Origin of the sequence: Falsiroseomonas sp. HW251 (assembly GCF_050563545.1) — a bacterium.
Lineage (GTDB): Bacteria > Pseudomonadota > Alphaproteobacteria > Acetobacterales > Acetobacteraceae > Falsiroseomonas.
Map to the genome: position 1 here is coordinate 12,014 of NZ_JBNXUM010000007.1, position 17,509 is coordinate 29,522.

18 protein-coding genes are annotated in these 17,509 nt (G+C 72.6%); 8 read left to right on the forward strand and 10 right to left on the reverse strand.

The window, feature by feature from the left end; translation table 11 throughout:
* Window positions 1-13: 13 nt before the first annotated feature.
* The 3 genes from ACLF3M_RS09970 to metX all read right to left on the reverse strand — a co-directional run bounded on the left by ACLF3M_RS09970 (window position 14) and on the right by metX (window position 3,430).
* Window positions 14-1,048, reverse strand: coding sequence for an ABC transporter substrate-binding protein (locus ACLF3M_RS09970; protein WP_430656764.1), 1,035 nt, complete (start codon window positions 1,046-1,048; stop codon window positions 14-16).
* Between the two features lie 143 nt (window positions 1,049-1,191).
* Window positions 1,192-2,223, reverse strand: a complete 1,032-nt coding sequence (locus ACLF3M_RS09975) for an ABC transporter substrate-binding protein (RefSeq protein ID WP_430656765.1) — start codon at window positions 2,221-2,223, stop codon at window positions 1,192-1,194.
* Between the two features lie 61 nt (window positions 2,224-2,284).
* Entirely contained in the window at window positions 2,285-3,430 is a 1,146-nt protein-coding gene (gene metX, locus ACLF3M_RS09980) for a homoserine O-acetyltransferase MetX (RefSeq protein WP_430656766.1), read from the reverse strand.
* 103 nt (window positions 3,431-3,533) lie between these two features.
* Here metX and ACLF3M_RS09985 point away from each other — a divergent pair, with 103 nt between their 5' ends.
* Genes ACLF3M_RS09985 through ACLF3M_RS09995 form a run of 3 tightly spaced genes read left to right on the forward strand, consistent with a single transcriptional unit; the run spans window position 3,534 to window position 6,290 of the window.
* Complete coding sequence (locus ACLF3M_RS09985) at window positions 3,534-4,295, forward strand: chorismate mutase (RefSeq protein WP_430656767.1); 762 nt, start codon at window positions 3,534-3,536, stop codon at window positions 4,293-4,295.
* Complete coding sequence (gene hisC / locus ACLF3M_RS09990; protein ID WP_430656768.1) at window positions 4,292-5,383, forward strand: histidinol-phosphate transaminase; 1,092 nt, start codon at window positions 4,292-4,294, stop codon at window positions 5,381-5,383. Before ACLF3M_RS09985 ends, hisC begins: the two co-directional genes overlap by 4 nt.
* Window positions 5,376-6,290, forward strand: a complete 915-nt coding sequence (locus ACLF3M_RS09995; RefSeq protein WP_430656769.1) for a prephenate/arogenate dehydrogenase family protein — start codon at window positions 5,376-5,378, stop codon at window positions 6,288-6,290. The genes hisC and ACLF3M_RS09995 overlap by 8 nt, the downstream gene beginning before the upstream one ends.
* A gap of 140 nt (window positions 6,291-6,430) precedes the next feature.
* On the opposite strand, the gene ACLF3M_RS10000 is transcribed toward ACLF3M_RS09995, so the two are convergent.
* Genes ACLF3M_RS10000 through ACLF3M_RS10010 form a run of 3 tightly spaced genes read right to left on the reverse strand, consistent with a single transcriptional unit; the run spans window position 6,431 to window position 8,939 of the window.
* Window positions 6,431-7,366, reverse strand: coding sequence for an alpha/beta hydrolase family protein (locus tag ACLF3M_RS10000; protein WP_430656770.1), 936 nt, complete (start codon window positions 7,364-7,366; stop codon window positions 6,431-6,433).
* Window positions 7,367-7,425: 59 nt separating this feature from the next.
* Complete coding sequence (locus ACLF3M_RS10005; RefSeq protein ID WP_430656771.1) at window positions 7,426-8,361, reverse strand: alpha/beta hydrolase family protein; 936 nt, start codon at window positions 8,359-8,361, stop codon at window positions 7,426-7,428.
* 20 nt (window positions 8,362-8,381) lie between these two features.
* Window positions 8,382-8,939: an NUDIX hydrolase gene (locus ACLF3M_RS10010; RefSeq protein ID WP_430656772.1), complete on the reverse strand. Its 558-nt coding sequence runs from the start codon at window positions 8,937-8,939 to the stop codon at window positions 8,382-8,384.
* Between the two features lie 98 nt (window positions 8,940-9,037).
* Between ACLF3M_RS10010 and ACLF3M_RS10015 the strand changes: the two genes are divergently transcribed.
* Window positions 9,038-9,394 (forward strand): hypothetical protein, encoded by a 357-nt coding sequence (locus ACLF3M_RS10015; RefSeq protein WP_430656773.1) that lies wholly within the window; start codon window positions 9,038-9,040, stop codon window positions 9,392-9,394.
* Between the two features lie 76 nt (window positions 9,395-9,470).
* Here the strand turns inward: ACLF3M_RS10015 and ACLF3M_RS10020 are convergent, their stop codons facing one another.
* Window positions 9,471-10,646 (reverse strand): acetyl-CoA C-acetyltransferase, encoded by a 1,176-nt coding sequence (locus tag ACLF3M_RS10020; RefSeq protein ID WP_430656774.1) that lies wholly within the window; start codon window positions 10,644-10,646, stop codon window positions 9,471-9,473.
* A 62-nt stretch (window positions 10,647-10,708) separates the two neighbouring features.
* Window positions 10,709-11,947, reverse strand: a complete 1,239-nt coding sequence (locus ACLF3M_RS10025; protein WP_430656775.1) for an alpha/beta fold hydrolase — start codon at window positions 11,945-11,947, stop codon at window positions 10,709-10,711.
* Between the two features lie 416 nt (window positions 11,948-12,363).
* Here ACLF3M_RS10025 and phaR point away from each other — a divergent pair, with 416 nt between their 5' ends.
* The 4 genes from phaR (at window position 12,364) to ACLF3M_RS10045 (ending at window position 16,214) form a co-directional block, all read left to right on the forward strand.
* Complete coding sequence (gene phaR, locus ACLF3M_RS10030) at window positions 12,364-12,951, forward strand: polyhydroxyalkanoate synthesis repressor PhaR (RefSeq protein WP_430656776.1); 588 nt, start codon at window positions 12,364-12,366, stop codon at window positions 12,949-12,951.
* A complete protein-coding gene (locus tag ACLF3M_RS10035; protein WP_430656777.1) occupies window positions 12,948-14,339 on the forward strand; it encodes an ABC transporter substrate-binding protein in 1,392 nt (463 codons plus the stop codon). The genes phaR and ACLF3M_RS10035 overlap by 4 nt, the downstream gene beginning before the upstream one ends.
* A 4-nt stretch (window positions 14,340-14,343) precedes the next feature.
* Window positions 14,344-15,183: a sulfurtransferase gene (locus ACLF3M_RS10040; protein WP_430656778.1), complete on the forward strand. Its 840-nt coding sequence runs from the start codon at window positions 14,344-14,346 to the stop codon at window positions 15,181-15,183.
* Window positions 15,184-15,245: 62 nt separating this feature from the next.
* Window positions 15,246-16,214 carry a Bug family tripartite tricarboxylate transporter substrate binding protein gene (locus tag ACLF3M_RS10045; RefSeq protein ID WP_430656779.1) on the forward strand — a complete coding sequence of 323 codons (969 nt, stop codon included), beginning with the start codon at window positions 15,246-15,248 and terminating at the stop codon, window positions 16,212-16,214.
* Here ACLF3M_RS10045 and ACLF3M_RS10050 read toward each other — a convergent pair.
* The gene (locus tag ACLF3M_RS10050; RefSeq protein WP_430656780.1) at window positions 16,192-16,629 is read right to left on the reverse strand and encodes a hypothetical protein; all 438 of its coding nucleotides are present in this window, start codon (window positions 16,627-16,629) and stop codon (window positions 16,192-16,194) included. The genes ACLF3M_RS10045 and ACLF3M_RS10050 overlap by 23 nt on opposite strands.
* Complete coding sequence (locus tag ACLF3M_RS10055; RefSeq protein ID WP_430656781.1) at window positions 16,626-17,399, reverse strand: DUF7168 domain-containing protein; 774 nt, start codon at window positions 17,397-17,399, stop codon at window positions 16,626-16,628. Before ACLF3M_RS10055 ends, ACLF3M_RS10050 begins: the two co-directional genes overlap by 4 nt.
* Between the last annotated feature and the right edge of the window lie 110 nt (window positions 17,400-17,509).

The window sequence follows — 17,509 nt, forward strand, 5'->3', positions numbered from 1 at the left end:
GTCGTCCTCTCCGTCACGAAATGCCGATGTCGAGCGAACGCTGGGCGCGCGGCGGCAGGAACGCGTCGGTATAGACCTGCTCCACCGTCAGGCCCTGCGGCAGGCCGAAGGCTTCCTCCACCGCGCGAATGCCGCGCTGCAGCCGCGCGGGATCGACGTTGGAGAAGCCGTTCTGGCGCACGTTGTCGGTGATGAGGTGCTGCTCGGTGTTGAAGACGTAGCGCTCGCGCTCGATCGCCGTGTCGGTCAGCGGCTCCTGCGCCTTCAGCGCGGCGATGCTCTCATCCGGGTGGTGCCAGGCATAGGCGAGGCTGCGGAACAGCGCCTTCAGCGCGCCGCGCACGATGTCGGGGTGCTGCTGCGCATAGGCGCGCGTGGTGAGGAAGGCCGTGGAATAGAGGTCGAGCCCATGGTCGCGGTAGAACATGATGCGCTGCTGCGGCAGGTCCATGCCGAGCGCCTTGAGGCTCAGCGCGGTCGAGGTGACGATGCCGGTGATCCCGTCGGCGCGGCGCTGCACCAGCATGGGCTCGCGCAACTCGCCGCGGACGGTCTGCCAGGAGATCTTCGACTGGTCGATGCCCGCACGGCTCGCGAAGACCGGGAAGAGCTGCCGCCCGGCATCCTCCTGCGGGGCGGCGAGGCTTCTGCCCTCCAGGTCCTTCGGCACCATGATCGGCCCGTCGGCGCGCACCGTGCAGCAGAGGCCGTTCCGGTCGGCCGCGATGCCGACCACGACCAGCCCGGCATTCGGGTTCTCCGCCATGAATTTCAGCGTCGGGTTGATGTCGGCCTGCCCCATCTCGAAGGAGCCGCCGGCGATGTCCACGGGCACGCGGCCCGATCCGAAGCCGCGGGAGAGCTGGATGTCGATGCCCTCGGCGCGGAAGAAGCCCTTGTCGCGGCCGAGCAGCGCGTAGGAGTTCGGGCCCTGGTAGGCCCAGTCCAGGGTGCAGCGCAGGCGCGTCGGCGCCCCCTGCGCACGGGCGATGCCGGGCGTGGCGAGCAGCGCGCCGGCGGAGAGGAGCGAACGGCGGGTGGGGTGCATGGGGCGGGCCTCCAGGAGCCGGGAGCGAGGTCAAGCAGTTATGGTGCCGCGTAAAGGACGACGCTTCGCCGCCTGGTGCGCTTCGCCCTGGGCCGGGCAGGCTGCCGTGCCGGACGGCAGCCTGCCTTCGCTTCGGGCGGCCGTCAGGAGGTCGGGCGCAACTGCCGCTCGGCCGCGGGCGGCAGGAAGGCGTCGGTGTAGACATCCTCCGGCTTCAGCCGAGGCGCCATGCCATACGCTTCCTCCACCGCGGTCAGGCCGAGCTGGAAGCGCGACGGCACGACGGCGGAGATGCCGTTGGCCAGGCTGTGGTCGGAGATCACCTGCTCGGCGAAGGAAAGCTGCTGGCGCTCGGTCTCGATCGCGACGTCGGTCAGCGGCTCGGCGGCCTTCAGCGCGGCGATGGACGCCGCGGGATCGCGATAGGCCTCGCGCAGGGACCGCACGGCGCCGCGCAGCACGGCGCGTACAAGCTGCGGGTTGCGCCTTGCATAGTCCTGCGTCGTCAGCCAGCAGGTGCCATAGAGCGGCAGACCGTAGTCCCGGTACCAGAGGATGCGCTGCTGCGGAAAATCCATCCCCAGCGCCTTCAGCGACATGCCCGTGCTGGTCGCCGCCCCGGTGATGCCGTCGGCGCGGCCCTGAACCAGCATGGGCTCGCGCAGTTCCGGCCGGACCGTCAGCCAGTTCACCTTCGAGGCATCGATGCCGGCGGCGCGGGCGAAGGCGGGGAAGATCTGGCGCCCGGCGTCGCTGTCCGGCGCGGCGAGCGTGCGGCCTTCCAGGTCCTTGGGCGTGCGCACCGGGCCGTCGGCGCGCACCGTCGCGCAGAGCAGGCTCTTGTCGCCCCAGACGCCGACCACGACCAGGCCGGCCGAAGGGTTCTCGGCGATGAACTTGATCACGGGGTTGATGTCGGCCTGCGCCATCTCATAGGCGCCGCCGGCGACGTCGATCGGCACGCGGCCCGAGCCGAAGCCGCGGTCGATCTGGATGTCCACGCCGGCTTCGCGGAAATAGCCACGGTCGCGGCCGAACAGCATGTAGGCATTGGGGCCCTGGAACGCCCAGTCCACCTGGTATTTCACGCGCGGCAGGCCCTGGGCGCGGGCGATGGCGGGCGCGGCGAGCAGCCCGGCGGAAGCCAGGGCGAGGCGGCGGCGGGTGATGATCATGGCGACGGCTCCCTGCTGTCGCCGCGTTGCGATGCAACAACCCTGCCAGCGGTGCCGGCGGCTACACCCCCGCCTTCGCCGCCGCCCCGCGCAGGAAGCCGCCCAGCGCGCGGTGGAAGACGGGCTCGTCCAGCAGGAAGGCGTCATGGCCCTTGTCGGTCGCGATCTCGACGAAGGAGACGTTTGCCGCCGCCGCGTTCAGCGCGCGCACCAGGGCGCGGCTTTCCTCGGTCGGGAACAGCCAGTCCGAGCTGAAGGACACCACGAGGAAGCGCGTCTCCGTGCCGCGGAAGGCCGCGGCGACGTCGCCGCCATGCTCGGCGGCCATGTCGAAGAAATCCATCGCCCGCGTGATGGTGAGGTAGCTGTTCGCGTCGAAGCGGCGGACGAAGGTGCTGCCCTGGTGGCGGAGGTAGCTCTCGACCTCGAAGACGTCTTCCAGGAAGGTGAGTGCGTTCGCGCCGCGCAGCTTGCGGCCGAATTTCCGCGTCAGCGCCTGCTCGGACAAATAGGTGATGTGGGCGACCATGCGCGCGACCGACAGGCCACGCGCCGGGATCCGCCCGTCCTCCCAATAGGCGCCGCCCTTCCAGTCGGGGTCGCCCTGGATGGCGGCGCGGCCGACCTCGTTGAAGGCGATGTTCTGGGCGGAATGGTTTGTCGCGGTCGCGATCGGCGCCGCGGCGACGACCATGTCGGGGTAGGTCGCCGCCCATTCCAGCACCTGCATCCCGCCCATCGAGCCGCCGACGACAGCCATCAGCCGCGCGATGCCGAGATGGTCCACCAGCCGCTTCTGCGCGCGGACCATGTCGCGGATGGTGACGGATGGAAAATCCACGCCCCAGGGCCGGCCGGCGGGCCGCCCCTCGGCATCTGCCATCTCCTCCGGCGGGCCGGAGGAGCCCATGCAGCCGCCCAGCACATTGGCGCAGACCACGAAGTAGCGGTCGGTGTCGATCGGCTTGCCGGGACCGACCATGCTCTCCCACCAGCCTGGCTTGCCGGTCAGGGGGTGGATCTCCGCGACATACTGGTCGCCGGTCAGCGCATGGCAGATCAGCACGGCATTCGACTTCGCCGCGTTCAGCTTCCCATAGGTGCGGTAGGCCACGGCCAGCGGCGCAACGACCGCCCCGCAGTCGAGCGCCAGCCCGTCCTCGAAGAGGACGCGCTGATGGACGAGCGGGGGCGAGACCTGGTTCATCGGGGCCGGCAGGAATAGGCGGGTGCCCCGCCCGCCGCAACACTTCCCCCGCCTTGGCCCCCGCCTTGGCGGCACGGGCGGGCGGTTCTATGCAGGCAGCCCCATGTCAAACGCCTCGCCCGCTCCGACCAACGAGGCCGACCTCGCCGCGCTCCGCGCCGAGATCGACACGCTGGATGACGCCATGCACGACCTGCTGATGCGGCGGGTGGACGTCGTCGCGCGCCTCGCGGCCAGCGGCGCCAAGGGCAACGCCCCGGCCATCCGCCCGGGGCGGGAGGCGCTGATCATCCGCCGCTTGCTGTCGCGCCATGCCGGGCCGCTGCCGCGGGCGTCCCTGCTGCGGCTGTGGCGCGAAATGCTGGCGGCGACGGCTTCGCTGCAGGCGCCGGTGGCGGTCGCGGCCTGGGCCGATGACGGGCAGCTCGACGTCCTTCGCGCCCATCTCGGCCATGCCGCGGTGGTGACGCGCTGCGCCGACGATGCCTCGGCGCTGGCGGTCGCCGGGACCGACGCGGAGATGCTGGTGGCGCTGCCGCCGGGCGGGCGATGGTGGCGCGTCCACCTGCCGTCCCGCCTGCATGTCGCGGCGCGGCTGCCCTTCCTCGGCGCCGGCCCGACGATCTTCCTGCTGTCGCCCAACGCTCCCGACGCGTCCGGCGACGACCGCAGCCTGGTCCGTCTGCCCGCGCGCGCCATGCCGCAGCTCGCGGCGTCGGGCCTGCCGGCGACCGAGCTGTCGCGCACCGACGACCTCGTGCTCGCCGAACTGCCGGGCGTGGTCTCGGCCGGCGATGCCAGGCTCGCCGCGCTCGGCGGCACGGTGCTGGGCTTCTACGCCACCCCCGTTCCCGACCAGGGTTGACCGCCATGCCCGTGATGCCGCGCCCCTCCATCCTGTCGGTCGAGCCCTATGTCGGCGGCGAGTCCAAGGTCCCGGGCGTCAACCGGATCATCAAGCTGTCCTCCAACGAGGGCGCCTTCGGACCGCCGCCCGGCGCCATCGCCGCGATCGCGGAAAGTGCGAAGGAGGCGCATCGCTACCCCGACGGCGGCGCCACCGCGATCCGCGAGGCGATCGGCAGGCGCTTCGGCCTCGACCCCGCGCGCATCGTCTGCGGCAACGGCTCCGACGAGCTGCTGTCCATGCTGATCCTCGCCTATGGCGGGGAGGGCACGGAGCTGGTCATGTCCGCCCATGGCTTCATGATGTACGACATCACCGGGCGCTGGGCCGGCTGCCGCGTCATCAAGGTGCCGGAGAGGAACCTGACGGCCGACGTGGACGGGCTGCTCGCCGCGGTCGGGCCGCGGACGACGATGATGTTCCTCGCCAACCCGAACAACCCGACGGGCTCCATCCTGCCGCAATCCGAGGTCGAGCGCCTGCGCGCGGGGCTGCGCGACGACATCCTGCTGGTGCTGGACTCGGCCTATGCGGAATACGTCACGCGGCCGGACTACGATCCCGGCGTGCGGCTGGTGGACGCCGCGACCAACACCGTGATGTGCCGCACCTTCTCCAAGATCTTCGGCATGGGCGGGATGCGGCTGGGCTGGGCCTATGCGCCGCCGGCGATCGTGGACGTGCTGGGCCGCGTCCGGGGCCCGTTCAACGTCAACGCCTCTGCCATGGCGGCCGGCATCGCGGCGCTGGCGGAGCGCGGCTGGGTCGAGACCTCGGTCGAGCACAACACGCGGGAGCGCGCCCGCGTCGCCGCCGCGCTGACCGGCGCGGGGCTCAAGGTCTGGCCGAGCGAGGGCAACTTCCTGCTGGTCGATTTCGGCACGGCGGACCGCGCCAAGGCCGCGGATGCGCATCTGCGCTCGCGCGGGCTGATCGTGCGCGCGATGGGCGGCTACGGCCTGGCGAAGTGCCTGCGCGTGACCATCGGCACGTCGGAGGAATGCGGCCTGGTGATCGAGGCGCTGACCGCCTTCGCCCGTGGCTAGCGATGCTCCGCGCGCTGCCGGCGCGACGCCTCTCTTCGACCGTCTCTGCCTGCTCGGCGTCGGGCTGATCGGCAGCTCGATCGCGCGCGTCGCGAAGCAGCGCGGCGACGTCGCGCGCACCATCGTCGCGCACGCCAGGACGCCGGCGACGCTGGAGCGCGTGCGCGAACTCGGCATCGCCGATGTGGTGGAGGCCGATCCCGCCAAGGCCGTCGAGGGCGCGGATTGCGTGATCTTCTGCGTTCCCGTCGGCGCCTATGCGTCGGTGATGAAGGCCGTCGCGCCGCATCTCACGCCCGGCACGATCGTCACCGATGTCGGCTCCACCAAGGGCAGCGTGGTGCGTGACCTCGCGCCGCTGCTGCTGCGGGGCGTGCATCTCGTGCCCGCGCACCCCATGGCGGGAACGGAGTATTCCGGCCCGGATGCCGGCTTCGCCGAGCTGTTCCAGGGCCGCTACACCATCGTCACGCCGCTGCCTGGCACCGACGCCGAGGCGCTCGAGAAGGTCAAGGAGCTCTGGCGGCGTTGCGGCAGCATGATCGAGACGCTCGATCCCGCGACGCATGACAAGGTCGTCGCGATCGTCAGCCACCTGCCGCACCTCATTGCCTTCACCATCTGCTCCACCGCCGACGACCTGGCGGAGGAGACGAAGGAAGCGGTGCTGAAATTCGCGGCGTCGGGCTTCCGCGACTTCACGCGCATCGCGGCGAGCGATCCCACGATGTGGCGCGACGTCTTCCTCAACAATCGCGAGGCGCTGCTGGAGATGCTGGCGCGCTTCACCGAGGATGCGCATGCGCTGGGCCGCGCGGTGCGCTGGGGCCAGGCGGAGTACATCGAGGACCGCATCGCGCGCGGCCGGAAGATCCGGCGCGGGCTAATCGAGCGGAAGCAGGCGTGACGCCGGGATAAGCCCTCTCCCCCTCTCATGGGGGAGAGGGTTGGGTGAGGGGGACGCGCAAGGCGGCGAGCGTGTCCTCCGTCCTCGTCGCCCCCCTCACCCTTCCCTCTCCCCCTGCGGGTGGAGAGGGTCCTGTGGCGCTAAACTCCTTTCACCTCCACCCGGTCGGCCTGCCCCACCAGCCCGCGCGCGCCGTCGCGCAGGGCAGCGACGGCACCCGCGTCGTCCTCCAGCATCGCGCGCAGGAACAGCACCGACAGCGCCGAGACACGCGGATGCCACGTCGGCGGCGCCCAGCGCGGACCGCCGGGCGGCTCGTCGGCGAAGGCGGTGTGCGTCGCGCCGTCGAACACCGCGAGCACTTGCGGCGCACCCTCGATCATCCGGAACGGGATTTCGCGATCAGTCGCGGTCGCGTTCTCCAGCACGCCGGAATCGCGCGTGCCCGTGACATGCAGCATGGGCGTCGCGACGCGCGCGAAGGTCCCGCGCGCGCGGCGGTCGCGCGGCGGGATGGGCGACAGCGCGATGCCCGCGCAGAAGCGCTCGTCGGGCAGGCCGAGCGCCGCCTCGCCGCCGCCCATGGACTGGCCCAGCACATGCTGCACCGTCCAGGCGCCGGAGGAATGACCGGCGATCGCGATCGCCTCAGGATCCACGCGCCCCGCGAGCGGCCCTGACGGCAGCGCGGCGCGGCGCAGCACCTCGTCCAGCGCGAATGTCGCGTCGCGCAGCCGCGCGACCGCCGCCGCGCCGTCACTGCCCGCCGCGGCGATCGCTGCTTCCTTGTCCCAGGCGTCGCGCCAGATCTCTGCGTCGCTGCCGGCATGCTGCAGGTGGACCGCGATCCAGCCGGACCCGGCGAAGGCGTTGCCGAGATACGCCAGCCCCTCGCGCGTGCCGCCCAGGCCGTGGCTGAGCAGCACCACGGGCCGCGGCCCCGGTTCCGATGGTAATCGGATCAGCACGGGCACGGCGCGGCCACGCTGGCGGTCGCGCCAGACATCGCGCAGCGGCGCGGACTGCGCCGGAAAGGCGGCCGCGATGGTCGCGGCCAGCAGGAGACGTCGTCGCATCACCGAGCGAAAGGCCGGCCGCGGACGTCACGCGCAACGCAGCAGGGCGTGAGGCGCGATCAGATCGCCTTGATCTCGACGCGGTCGCCCGGCGCCACCAGGCCTGCCGCGCCGGCGCGCAGCGTCGTCCGCGCGGCGGCGTCGCCTTCCAGGATCGCGCGCAGGAACAGCACCGCGATCCCCGCGGTGCGCGCGTGGAAGGTTTCATCGGCCCAGCGCGCGCCGGCAGCAGGCTCGCCGGCGAAGGCGGCATGGGTGGCGCCGTCGAAGACGACCAGCGCCTGCGCCACGCCCTCGATGCTGCGGAAGGGGATCTCGCGGTCCGCCGGCGTCGTGCCGTCCACGAAGCTGCTGTCGAGCGTGCCCGTGACATGCAGCATGGGCGTCGCGACGCGTGAGAAGGCGAGCCGCGGCGGCAGCCCGCGCGGCGGCAGCGGCGACAGCGCGATGCCCGCCTTCAGCCGCCGCTCGGGCAGCGGGATGCCGCGGTCGCCACCCGGGATGCGCTGGCCCACCAGATGCTGCACCGTCCAGGCGCCGTAGGAATGCCCAGCCACCGCCAGCCGCGCGCCGTCCACGCGCCCGGCCAGCGCATCGCCCGCGCGCGCGGTCCGACGCAGCACTTCCTCCACTGCGAAGATGCCGTCCAGCAGCCGCGCCGCGGCCTGCGTGACGTCGAGCGCCGCCGCCGCCAGCCCCGCCATCCCGGCGCCCGCCCCGCGCCAGACGCTGTCGTCGCTGCCGGGATGCTGGAGATGGACCGCGATCCAGCCGGCCTGCGCGAAGGCCTCGCCGAGGTAGCCCAGCCCCTCGCGCGAGCCGCCGAGGCCGTGGCTGACGATGACCACCGGCCGCGGTCCCGCCGCCGCCGGCAGGCGAAGCAGCACCGGGATGTCGCGGCCGCGCGCGGCATCGCGCCAGGTGTCGCGCAGCGGCGCGGCGGCGGCAGGCAGACTGGCCGCGCCGAGGGCGCCCAGCATCACGCGTCGGGTCATCGTGGTCCAACGCCGCGACGTCACGGCCGGATGCGCCCCGCCGCCGCCAGCCCCACCAGCACGGCGCCGACATGCATGGCCTGGTTGATCAGGCCGGTTCCGATGCCGGCCAGCACCTCGGCCACGGGCATCAGCACCACCTCAATCGCCTCGCCAGCCTCGTGCGCGGGATCGGCGATGCGGTGCGCGCCGGTCGCGAGCACGACATGGAAGCGGTTGGTCTGGATCGCGGGGTTCGGGAAGCCGGCGTAGAGATACCGCCACGACCGCGCGGCGAAGCCGGTTTCCTCCAGCAATTCGCGCCTCGTCGCGTCCGTGGCGTCGGCATCCGTCTCGTCCACCACGCCGCCCGGCAGTTCCAGGCACCAGGCCTGCGCGGCGTGGCGCCACTGCCGAACCAGCACCAGGCGGTCGTCCTCGGTCAGCGCCAGCGCCACCGCCCAGTCCGGATAGTCCAGCACGTACCACGGGGAGAGTTCCTCGCCGCGCGCGTTGCGCAGGCGGTCGGCGCGCAGGCGGATCCAGCGGTCGTCGATCAGCGTGCGGCTGTCGAGGACGGTCCAGGGGGAGGCGGTCATGCCGCAGCCTCGCCCGGGGCCGCGGCCCGTTGCAAGCGCGGGACGGTGACGGGGCGCGCGTCAACGCCCCGTTCATGCGGCCGCGTCACCTTGGCCCCATGGACGCCCTGACACCGGCAACCCACGCCGTCCGCGACGCGATTCGCGTCGAGCTCGACCCGCGGCTGGCGGAGTTGCGCGCCTTCGTGGACCGCCGCATCGCGGAGCTGAGCGCCGAGATCCATGCCGGCGTGCAGCTCGCCGACATGGGCGAGGAGCGCATCACCGGCGAGATCGCGCGGATGCAGGACCAGATCGCGCGCCCGGTCGCGGTGAGCGGGCGCGAGCTCGCACCGGGAGGGGCGCTGCCCCTCCCAGGCCCTCCCCGCCAGGGGCCGATGGGCCCCTGGACCGCAATCAGTTTTCAACGCCGAAGGGGGAGGGGGCACTTCGGCCCCCTCCCCCTTCGTCGTTAAGTCTCATGGGTTCTAAGGGTCCACCGACCCTTGGCAGGAGGGGTACGGGGAGGACAGCGTCCTCCCCGGGCCACCCTCACGCCCGCTCGACGCACATCGCGACACCCATCCCGCCGCCGATGCACAGCGTCGCCAGGCCGCGCTTCGCGCCGCGGCGCTGCATCTCGAACAGCAGCGTGTTCAGCACGCGCGCGCCGGACGCGCCGATGGGGTGGCCAAGCGCAATCGCGCCGCCGTTCACGTTGACCTTGGCGGGATCCCAGCCCAGGTCCTTGTTCACCGCGCAGGCCTGCGCGGCGAAGGCCTCGTTCGCCTCGATCAGGTCGAGGCTCGCGATGTCCCAGCCCGCCTTCTGCAGCGCCTTGCGCGAGGCCGGGATCGGGCCCGTGCCCATGATGGAGGGATCCACGCCCGCCGTCGCCCAGGACACGATCTTCGCCATCGGCTTGATGCCGCGCTTCGCGGCCTCGGCCGCCGACATGACGACGACCGCCGCGGCGCCGTCATTGATGCCGGAGGCGTTGCCCGCGGTGACCGTGCCGTCCTTGCTGAAGGCTGGGCGGAGCTTCTGCAGCACCTCGAAGGTGGTCTCGGGCTTCGGGTATTCGTCGCTGTCCACGACGATGTCGCCCTTGCGCGACTTCACCGTCACCGGCGCGATCTCGTCCTTCAGGCGGCCGGCCTTCATGGCCTCGCCGGCCTTGCGCTGGCTATCGGCGGCGAAGCGGTCCTGCTCCTCGCGCGTCAGCTGGTACTTCTGCGCGACGTTCTCCGCCGTCGTGCCCATGTGGTAGCCCTGGAAGGCATCCCAGAGCCCGTCCTTCAGCATCGTGTCCACGAGCTCGAGGCCGCCCATCTTGGTGCCGGCGCGCAGGTTCGCGGCGTGCGGCGACATCGTCATGCTCTCCTGCCCGCCGGCGACCACGATGGCGGCGTCGCCGGTGGCGATCTGCTGGGCGGCGAGCGCCACGGCGCGCAGGCCGGAGCCGCAGAGCTGGTTGATACCGAAGGCCGTGCGCTCGACCGGGATGCCGGCCGCCACCGCTGCCTGTCGGGCGGGGTTCTGGCCCTGACCGGCGGTCAGGATCTGGCCGAGGATGACCTCGTCCACTTCCTCGGCCTTCACGCCGGCGCGCTCCATCGCGGCCTTGATGGCGACGGTACCCAGCGTGTGGGCGGGCAGGCTGGCGAAAGCGCCGTTGAAGGCGCCGACGGGGGTCCGCGCGGCGGAGGCGATGACGATCTCGGTCATGGGGGTTGCTTCCCTTCCTCAGGAACTGGCGTGGGTCGCAGTCTGGTGCGTTGCCGCGCCCGCTACAAGCTTTGCAGCCATGCCAGCAGCGGGCGCCAGAGCGCCGTTTCGGCCGTGCTGCCGGCCGCCATGCCGATATGGCCGGCCTCGGCCTCGTGCACCACCGCCGACGGCAGCCGTTCCGCCAGCGCCCGGGCCGAGGCCGGCGGCACGATCCGGTCGCGATGCGGGATGGCGACGAAGGCAGGCAGGCGGGCCGCGGCGGGGTCCACGACGGCGCCGGCGACCCGCCAGGCCAGGCGGGCGGGGGTGTTGGCGCCGTACCAGCCGCCCAGCGCCTCGCGCGCCACGGGGGCGGCCAGCGGGACGCCGTCGTTCAGCCAGTCCTCCAGCGCGACGAACAGCGCGGCGCGGGGGCTGCGCTGGTCGAGCCGGGCGAAGGCGCGGAACTTGCGGGCGATGCCGAAGGGGTCGAGACCCGCGAAGAGCATCTGGATCACGTCCACCGGCAGCGTCCCGGTCGCCTCCATCAGCGGCTCGATCGCCGGCAGCAGGGCAGCCGCGGCACGGGCGCGGGTCGCGTCCTCTTCGGTCGCATGGAAATCCCATGGCGTCGCCAGCAGGCCGAGCGCGGCGACGCGGTCCGGCCGGCGGATCGCGGCGGCAAGCGCGAGCAAGCCTCCCATGCAGTAGCCCACCAAGACGGCCGGCCCGGGCAGCGCCATCACCGCGCGCTCCAGCCGTCCCGCGACATAGTCCGTGAGCGTGAAGGCGCGCTCGGCCTCGCCCGGCCATCCCCAGTCCAGCAGCAGCGGCCGCACCCCCTGCCCCGCCAGGAACCGCATCATCGAGGTCTCGGCCGTGAGGTCGAGCACATGCGCGCGATTGACCAGCGAGGGCACGAAGAGGACGGACGGCCCCTTCGCGCCGGGGAGCGAATAGTCCAGCAACCGCGACCCGCCCTCCGACCACGGCGCGAGCGGATCGGGCAGGTCGCGCTGCCAGGGATGGCGGCGATAGGCGGCGATGCCGGCCAGCAGCGCCCGGTCCTGCCGCATCAGACGCCGCAACAGGGCGGCGCGGAAGGCCTCAGGCGCGTGGTTTCCGTCGGCGAGGCTTGCCAGGATCCTCTGACGTTCCGCCTGGCCCGCCCTCGAGATCGGCCAGGCGGCGCGCCAGCTCGGCCAGGCGCTGGAGGAGGGCATCGTCGCGTCGGCCAGCGCGAGCCACCCCCGGCTGGCTGCCAGCATCAGGTGCAGCGGGAGCGGGCGCGGGCCGCGGCGGCGCAGCGGGGCCGTCATGCGGCGGTGTGAAGGGCGGCCAGCCAGGCGCAGCCCGGCCAAAGGGGGGTGCTGCGGCAGCACGCATCCAGGCCGCGCCGAGCGCCGCCCAGGCGGACGCCGCCGCGGCCCAGGCCTCGGCGGCCTCGCGGTCGGAGGCGAGCCCGGCGATCTCGCTCTGCCAGAGCGTGATCCAATCCTCGGCCAGCTTCTCGAGATCGGCGTCCGGGTCGGGCGCAGTCATGGAGCTTCACTAGCGCGCGACCGTGCAGGCTGGAAACCGGTGGGGAGCGGACAGCGGGCCGCCATGCCTCGGGATTGAGGGCCGGACCAGCAATTTTCGTCCATCTGGTGTTTCGCACCGCAGCGCGGCCCATGATAGCATCGGTGCCAAGCGGCGGGTCCAAGGGGCAAACCCCCGCACGGAAGGCAAAAGCATGTCAGACACCGCACACCCCCCGGCGGACGCGGCCGAGGCGCCGGCCAGCCCGCCTGTCGTCGTGAAGAAATACGCGAACCGGCGGCTCTACAACACGGAATCCTCGTCATACGTCACGCTCGACGACCTCGCGACCATGGTCCGGCAGGGCCGGCACTTCGTGGTCTACGACGCCAAGTCGGGCGAGGACATCACGCGATCCGTCCTGACCCAGATCATCGTGGAGGAGGAGGCGAAGGGGCGGAACCTGCTGCCGACGAGCTTCCTGCGCCAGATCATCGGCTTCTACGGCGACAGCATGCAGTCGCTGGTGCCGCGCTACCTGGAAAGCGTGATGGGCGCCTTCTCCCGCCAGCAGGACCAGGTGCGGCGGGCGATGGAGAGCACCATAGGGGGCTTCAACCCGCTGATGGGCCTCGAGGAGATGGGCAAGCAGAACATGGCGATGATGGAGCGCGCCATGAGCCTCTTCGCCCCCTTCCGCGGCGGGCTCGAGGAGCCGTCGGGCGAGGCCGCGCGCATCGCGGCGCTGCAGGCCGAGGTGGACCGGCTGAAGGCGCAGCTCGAGTCCCTGCAGAAGAAGTGACCGCAGATGCGCTGACGCTGGCTCTCGAACGGGTCGAGTTCCTTCCGTTCGGGCGCGTCACCGACGACACCTCCATCCTGACGCTGCGCTCCCTGGTCTTCGAGCCGCTCTGCCGCTGGCGCGACGGGGTGGTGGGGCCGGGGCTGCTCGCGTCCTGGACGGTGGACCCGGAAGGCCGGGACTGGCACTTCCGGCTGCGCCAGGGCGCGCGTTTCCATGACGGCGCGCGCTGCACGGCCGAGGACGTCGTCGCGACGATCGGGCACCACACCGCGGGCCTCGACATGTTCGGCATGCCCTGGCCCTACGCGCGCTACCTCCGCGGCGCCGTGATCGAGGCGGCGGGCACCGACCTGCTGCGGATCTCGACGCTGGCGCCGCTTGCCGACCTGCCTGAGGTGCTGGCCGAGTTCTTCTGCGCCCGCGCCGCCGCGGGCGGCGACGCGCTGCTCGGCACCGGGCCCTACCGGGTGGAAGCGCATGAGCCGAGGGTGATGGCCGATCTGCGCGCGGTGGATCCCGCGCGGCGGCCGGCGCGGCTGGTGCTGCGCGCGATCCCCTCGCCCGAGGCGCGGCACGACGCGGTGCTGGTGGGCGAGGCGGATGCCGCGACCAACCTCGAACGCATGGCGCGCGCGCCTCGGGGCGCGGACGGGCTGATCTGGGGCGAGGCGGCGAACACGCTGTCGGTGATGTACTACCTGAACTGCCGGCGCGGGCTCTTCGCCAGCGCAGAGGCCCGGCTCGCGGCGAACCTTGCCGTGGACGTGGACGCGATCGTCAACGAGGTGTTCCACGGTCTCGGCGTGCCGGCCGCGACGATCGTCAGCCCCTTCCATCTCGGCTTCCGCGAGGCCGGCGTGGCGCCGATCCCGCACGATCCGGACCGCGCGAAGGCGCTGTTCGCGAAAGCGGGCGGCGGCGAGGTCGTGCTGCGCACGCCGCTGCACATGCCGGAACGCGCGCCCGCGATCAGCGCGATGGTCGCGCGCGACCTGGAACGCGCGGGGCTGTCCGTGCGCGTCGAGACCGAGGCCGACCGCCCGGACTATGCGCGGCAATGCGGGCGCGGCGAGATGGGAGATCTCGCGATCTTCGACAGCTCGCCCAACAGCAGCTTCCGGGTGCTGGACGACAAGATCTCCGCGACGACGCGCGGCCAGTGGTGGCAGGGCTACGAGGACCCGGCTCTGGAGCCGCTGATCGCCGCGGCACGGCGCTGCGTGGACGATGCCGCGCGCGCGCGGGCCTATGGGCGCTGTCTCGCGCGGTTACGCGAGAATCCCCCCTGGCTCTACCTCTTCCATCCCGTGGAGCTGTTCGCGGCGCGGCCGGGCGTGGCGGGGCTCTCGCTCGATCATCGCGGCGTGCTGTCGGTGGAGGGATAGGGCGATGGATCCGCGCGCGCAGGTGCTGGCGACGGCCGAGGAACTCGGCGCGCTGATCGCGACGGGGAAGCCGGTGTCGGTGCTGGCGGTGCGCAACGGGCCCGGCGACTTCGCTGGGGCGCCGCGCATCCCGGGCGCGGTGGATGTGGACCTGCCGACGGAGCTGGCGTCTCCCGGCGGCGGCACCGCGGGCAGCCGGCCACTGCCGGCGATCGACAAGCTGCAGGCGGATGCGCGGCGCTGGGGACTGCGCACCGGCGTCCCAGTGGTGGTCTACGACCACGATCGCTGCCTGGTCGCGGCGCGCGGCTGGTGGGTGCTGCGCTGGGCCGGGCTGAGCGATGTGCGGCTGCTCGACGGTGGCTTTCCCGCCTGGCTCGCGGCGGGTCTGCCGGTTGCGACGACGCCAGGTGCGCCGCCACCGAGCGACGTCGTGCTGACGCCCGGCGGGCTGCCGGTAATGGATGCCGACGCGACGGCGCGAATGGCGCGCGAGGGCGTGCTGCTGGATACCCGCGTGCGCGTGAACTACATCGGCGGCGCCACGCCACCCGGCGCGCCGCGGCGCGGGCACATCCCGGGCTCGGTCAGCGCACCGGCCGCCGACGTGCTGATGGAGGACGGGCGCTTCGCCGACGCGGAGACGCTGCGGCACCTCTTCCACGCGCTCGGCGCGGACGGGTCGCGGCCGGTGGGCTTCACCTGCGGCGCGGGGATCTCGGCCGCGCATGGCACGGCGGCGCTCGCTTCCATCGGCGTCACGGCGGCGATGTTCCCGGGCTCCTGGTCTGCCTGGGCGGCCGATCCCGATCGGCCGGTCGTCGTCGGCGCGACACCGGGATGACGCTTGCCGCACCGCATGCCGCCCCGACATGCTGGGCGGAAAGAACTCCGGAGACTTCGCCCATGCTTCGCCGCAGCCTGGCATCGCTCGCCCTCGGCCTGCTCGCCGCGCCTGCCGTGATGGCGCAGGAGGCCTGGCCGCGCCGGCCCGTGCGCCTGGTCGTCGCCTTCCCGCCGGGGGGCCTCAGCGACGTCATGGGGCGCATGGTCGCGACGAAGCTGTCGGAGGGGCTCGGCCAGCCCGTGGTGGTGGACAACCGCGCGGGCGCGGGCGGGACGCTCGGCACCCAGGCCGCGGTGCGCGCGGCGCCGGATGGCTACACCCTGGCCTTCGCGGCGCCGTCCACGCATGTCAGCGGGCCGCTGCTGTTCCCCTCCCCAGGCTATGACGGCGTCAGCGACGTCATGCCGGTCGGCGCCTTCGCGACGATCGGCAGCATCCTGGTCGTGCATCCATCCGTTCCCGCGCGGTCGGTCGCGGAGCTGACGGCGCTGGCGAAGGCCGAGCCCGGGAAGATCAACTTCGCCTCTGCGGGGTCGGGCGGGTCGGTCCATCTCGCGGGCGAGCTCTACAAGATGCTCGCGCAGGTGGACATCACGCATGTGCCCTATCGCGGCGGCGCGCCGATGCTGACGGACATGCTGGCCGGGCGCGTGCAGATGGCCTTCGACAACCTGCCCCAGATCCTGCCGCATGTCCGCAGCGGCGCGATGCGCGGGCTGGCCGTGACCAGCAAGGAGCGCTCGCGCTTCATCCCGGAACTGCCGACGATGATCGAGGCCGGCGTACCGGGCTTCGACATCACTTCCTGGTTCGGCGTGACGGCGCCGATGGGCACGCCGCCCGAGATCGTGGCGCGGGTCAACGCGGTGATGCGCGCCGCGGTGTCCGAGGCGGCGGTGCAGGAGCAGCTGACGGGGATCGGCGCGGAGTCGCTCTCCATGACGCCGGAGGAGTTCGGCGCCTTCATGCGGGCGGAACGCGCGCGCTACGCCGAGATTATCCGCATCAGCGGGGCGAGGGCGGATTAGCTTCGTCCCGGGTCCAGGCGATGCCGGCCCGCGCGAGGCTTTCCTCCAGCATCGCACGGTCCATGCGCGCATGCCTGGCCAGCAGCCGCAGATAGGCCGCGACGAAGTCGGGGCCATGGCCGGCATGGGTGCCGTCCACATCGGCCGTCAGGGCATGCGCGATCTCGTGCAGCAGGACCCAGCTCGGCAGCTCCGCCGGCGCCTCGATCGCGGTGCGCGTGGCGCGGGCGACGGTGCGGCGGGCCTGCTTCGGCAGGGGCCGCACGCGGGGCGGCCATTGCCGGCCCTCCTCGGCCCAGACGTGATCAACCAGGGACTGGAGTTGCGCGAAGGGCACCAGGCTGCGGTCGCGCGGCGCGACGACGGCGTCCTCCCACTCATACAGCTTGCGGGCCTGGCGGTCGTGCCAGGTCATTTGCGCGGCAGGCGGCCCGTCGCGCCGGCGCCGACCGGGCGGTCCAGGCCGACGCGGCCTCCGGCCTCGCGACCCCGGCCATAGGCGCCGCGGTCGCGGATCGCGGTGCTGCGGGTCACCGTCCGCAGCCGCACGCCGAGCGCCCGGAAGCCTTCCTCGATCTTGCGCTCCTTCAGCAGGACCAGCGCCGTTCCCGCGCTGCCACGGCGCATGGCCTGTTGCTGCTGCGCCTGTTCCGTCGCGCGGCGGTGGCTGCCGAGCTCTCCAAGTCGCGCGGAGACACGGTCCGCGAAGCCGATGCGGAAGCTGCGCAGCGCGGCCTGGGCACGGGCGGAGGCCGGCTTGCGGCCGGGCCCGGCCAGGCGCGCCGCGTAGTCCTCGGCCTGGCGGAAGCGCGCTTCCTCATGGGCCAGCGCGGTCGCGATGACATGCATCAGGTACTCCGCCATCTGCACGTCGGGCTCCAGGCCGAACATCACGTAGTCCGCGCGGCCGACGGTCCAGCCCCGGCATTCCGTGAAGCGCAGCAGCGCCGGGAACAGCCAGTTCATGGCCTGCCGGCGCGGGTCGTCGAAGACCATCACGCGCTGGATGCAGGCCTCCTCGCGCAGCTCGACCTCGGACATGGAGAGGCCATAGATCTCGAGCAGCTCGCCCACCTTGGCGGCGGCCGCCATCGCCTCGGCCTCGGAACAGCCGCGATCGACCGTGCGGGCAGCGAGCGCGCGGATGCGGGCCTTCACCTTGGCGAGTTCGGTTTGGGGATCCATCGGCGCCGATATAGGCGACGCCGGCGCGATTGACAGCACGGGCGCGGCGCCCGTCGTCGGTCCGGAAAAGGGCGCAGAACCGGGACCGCGTCGCGGTCGGCGGCGCGGCT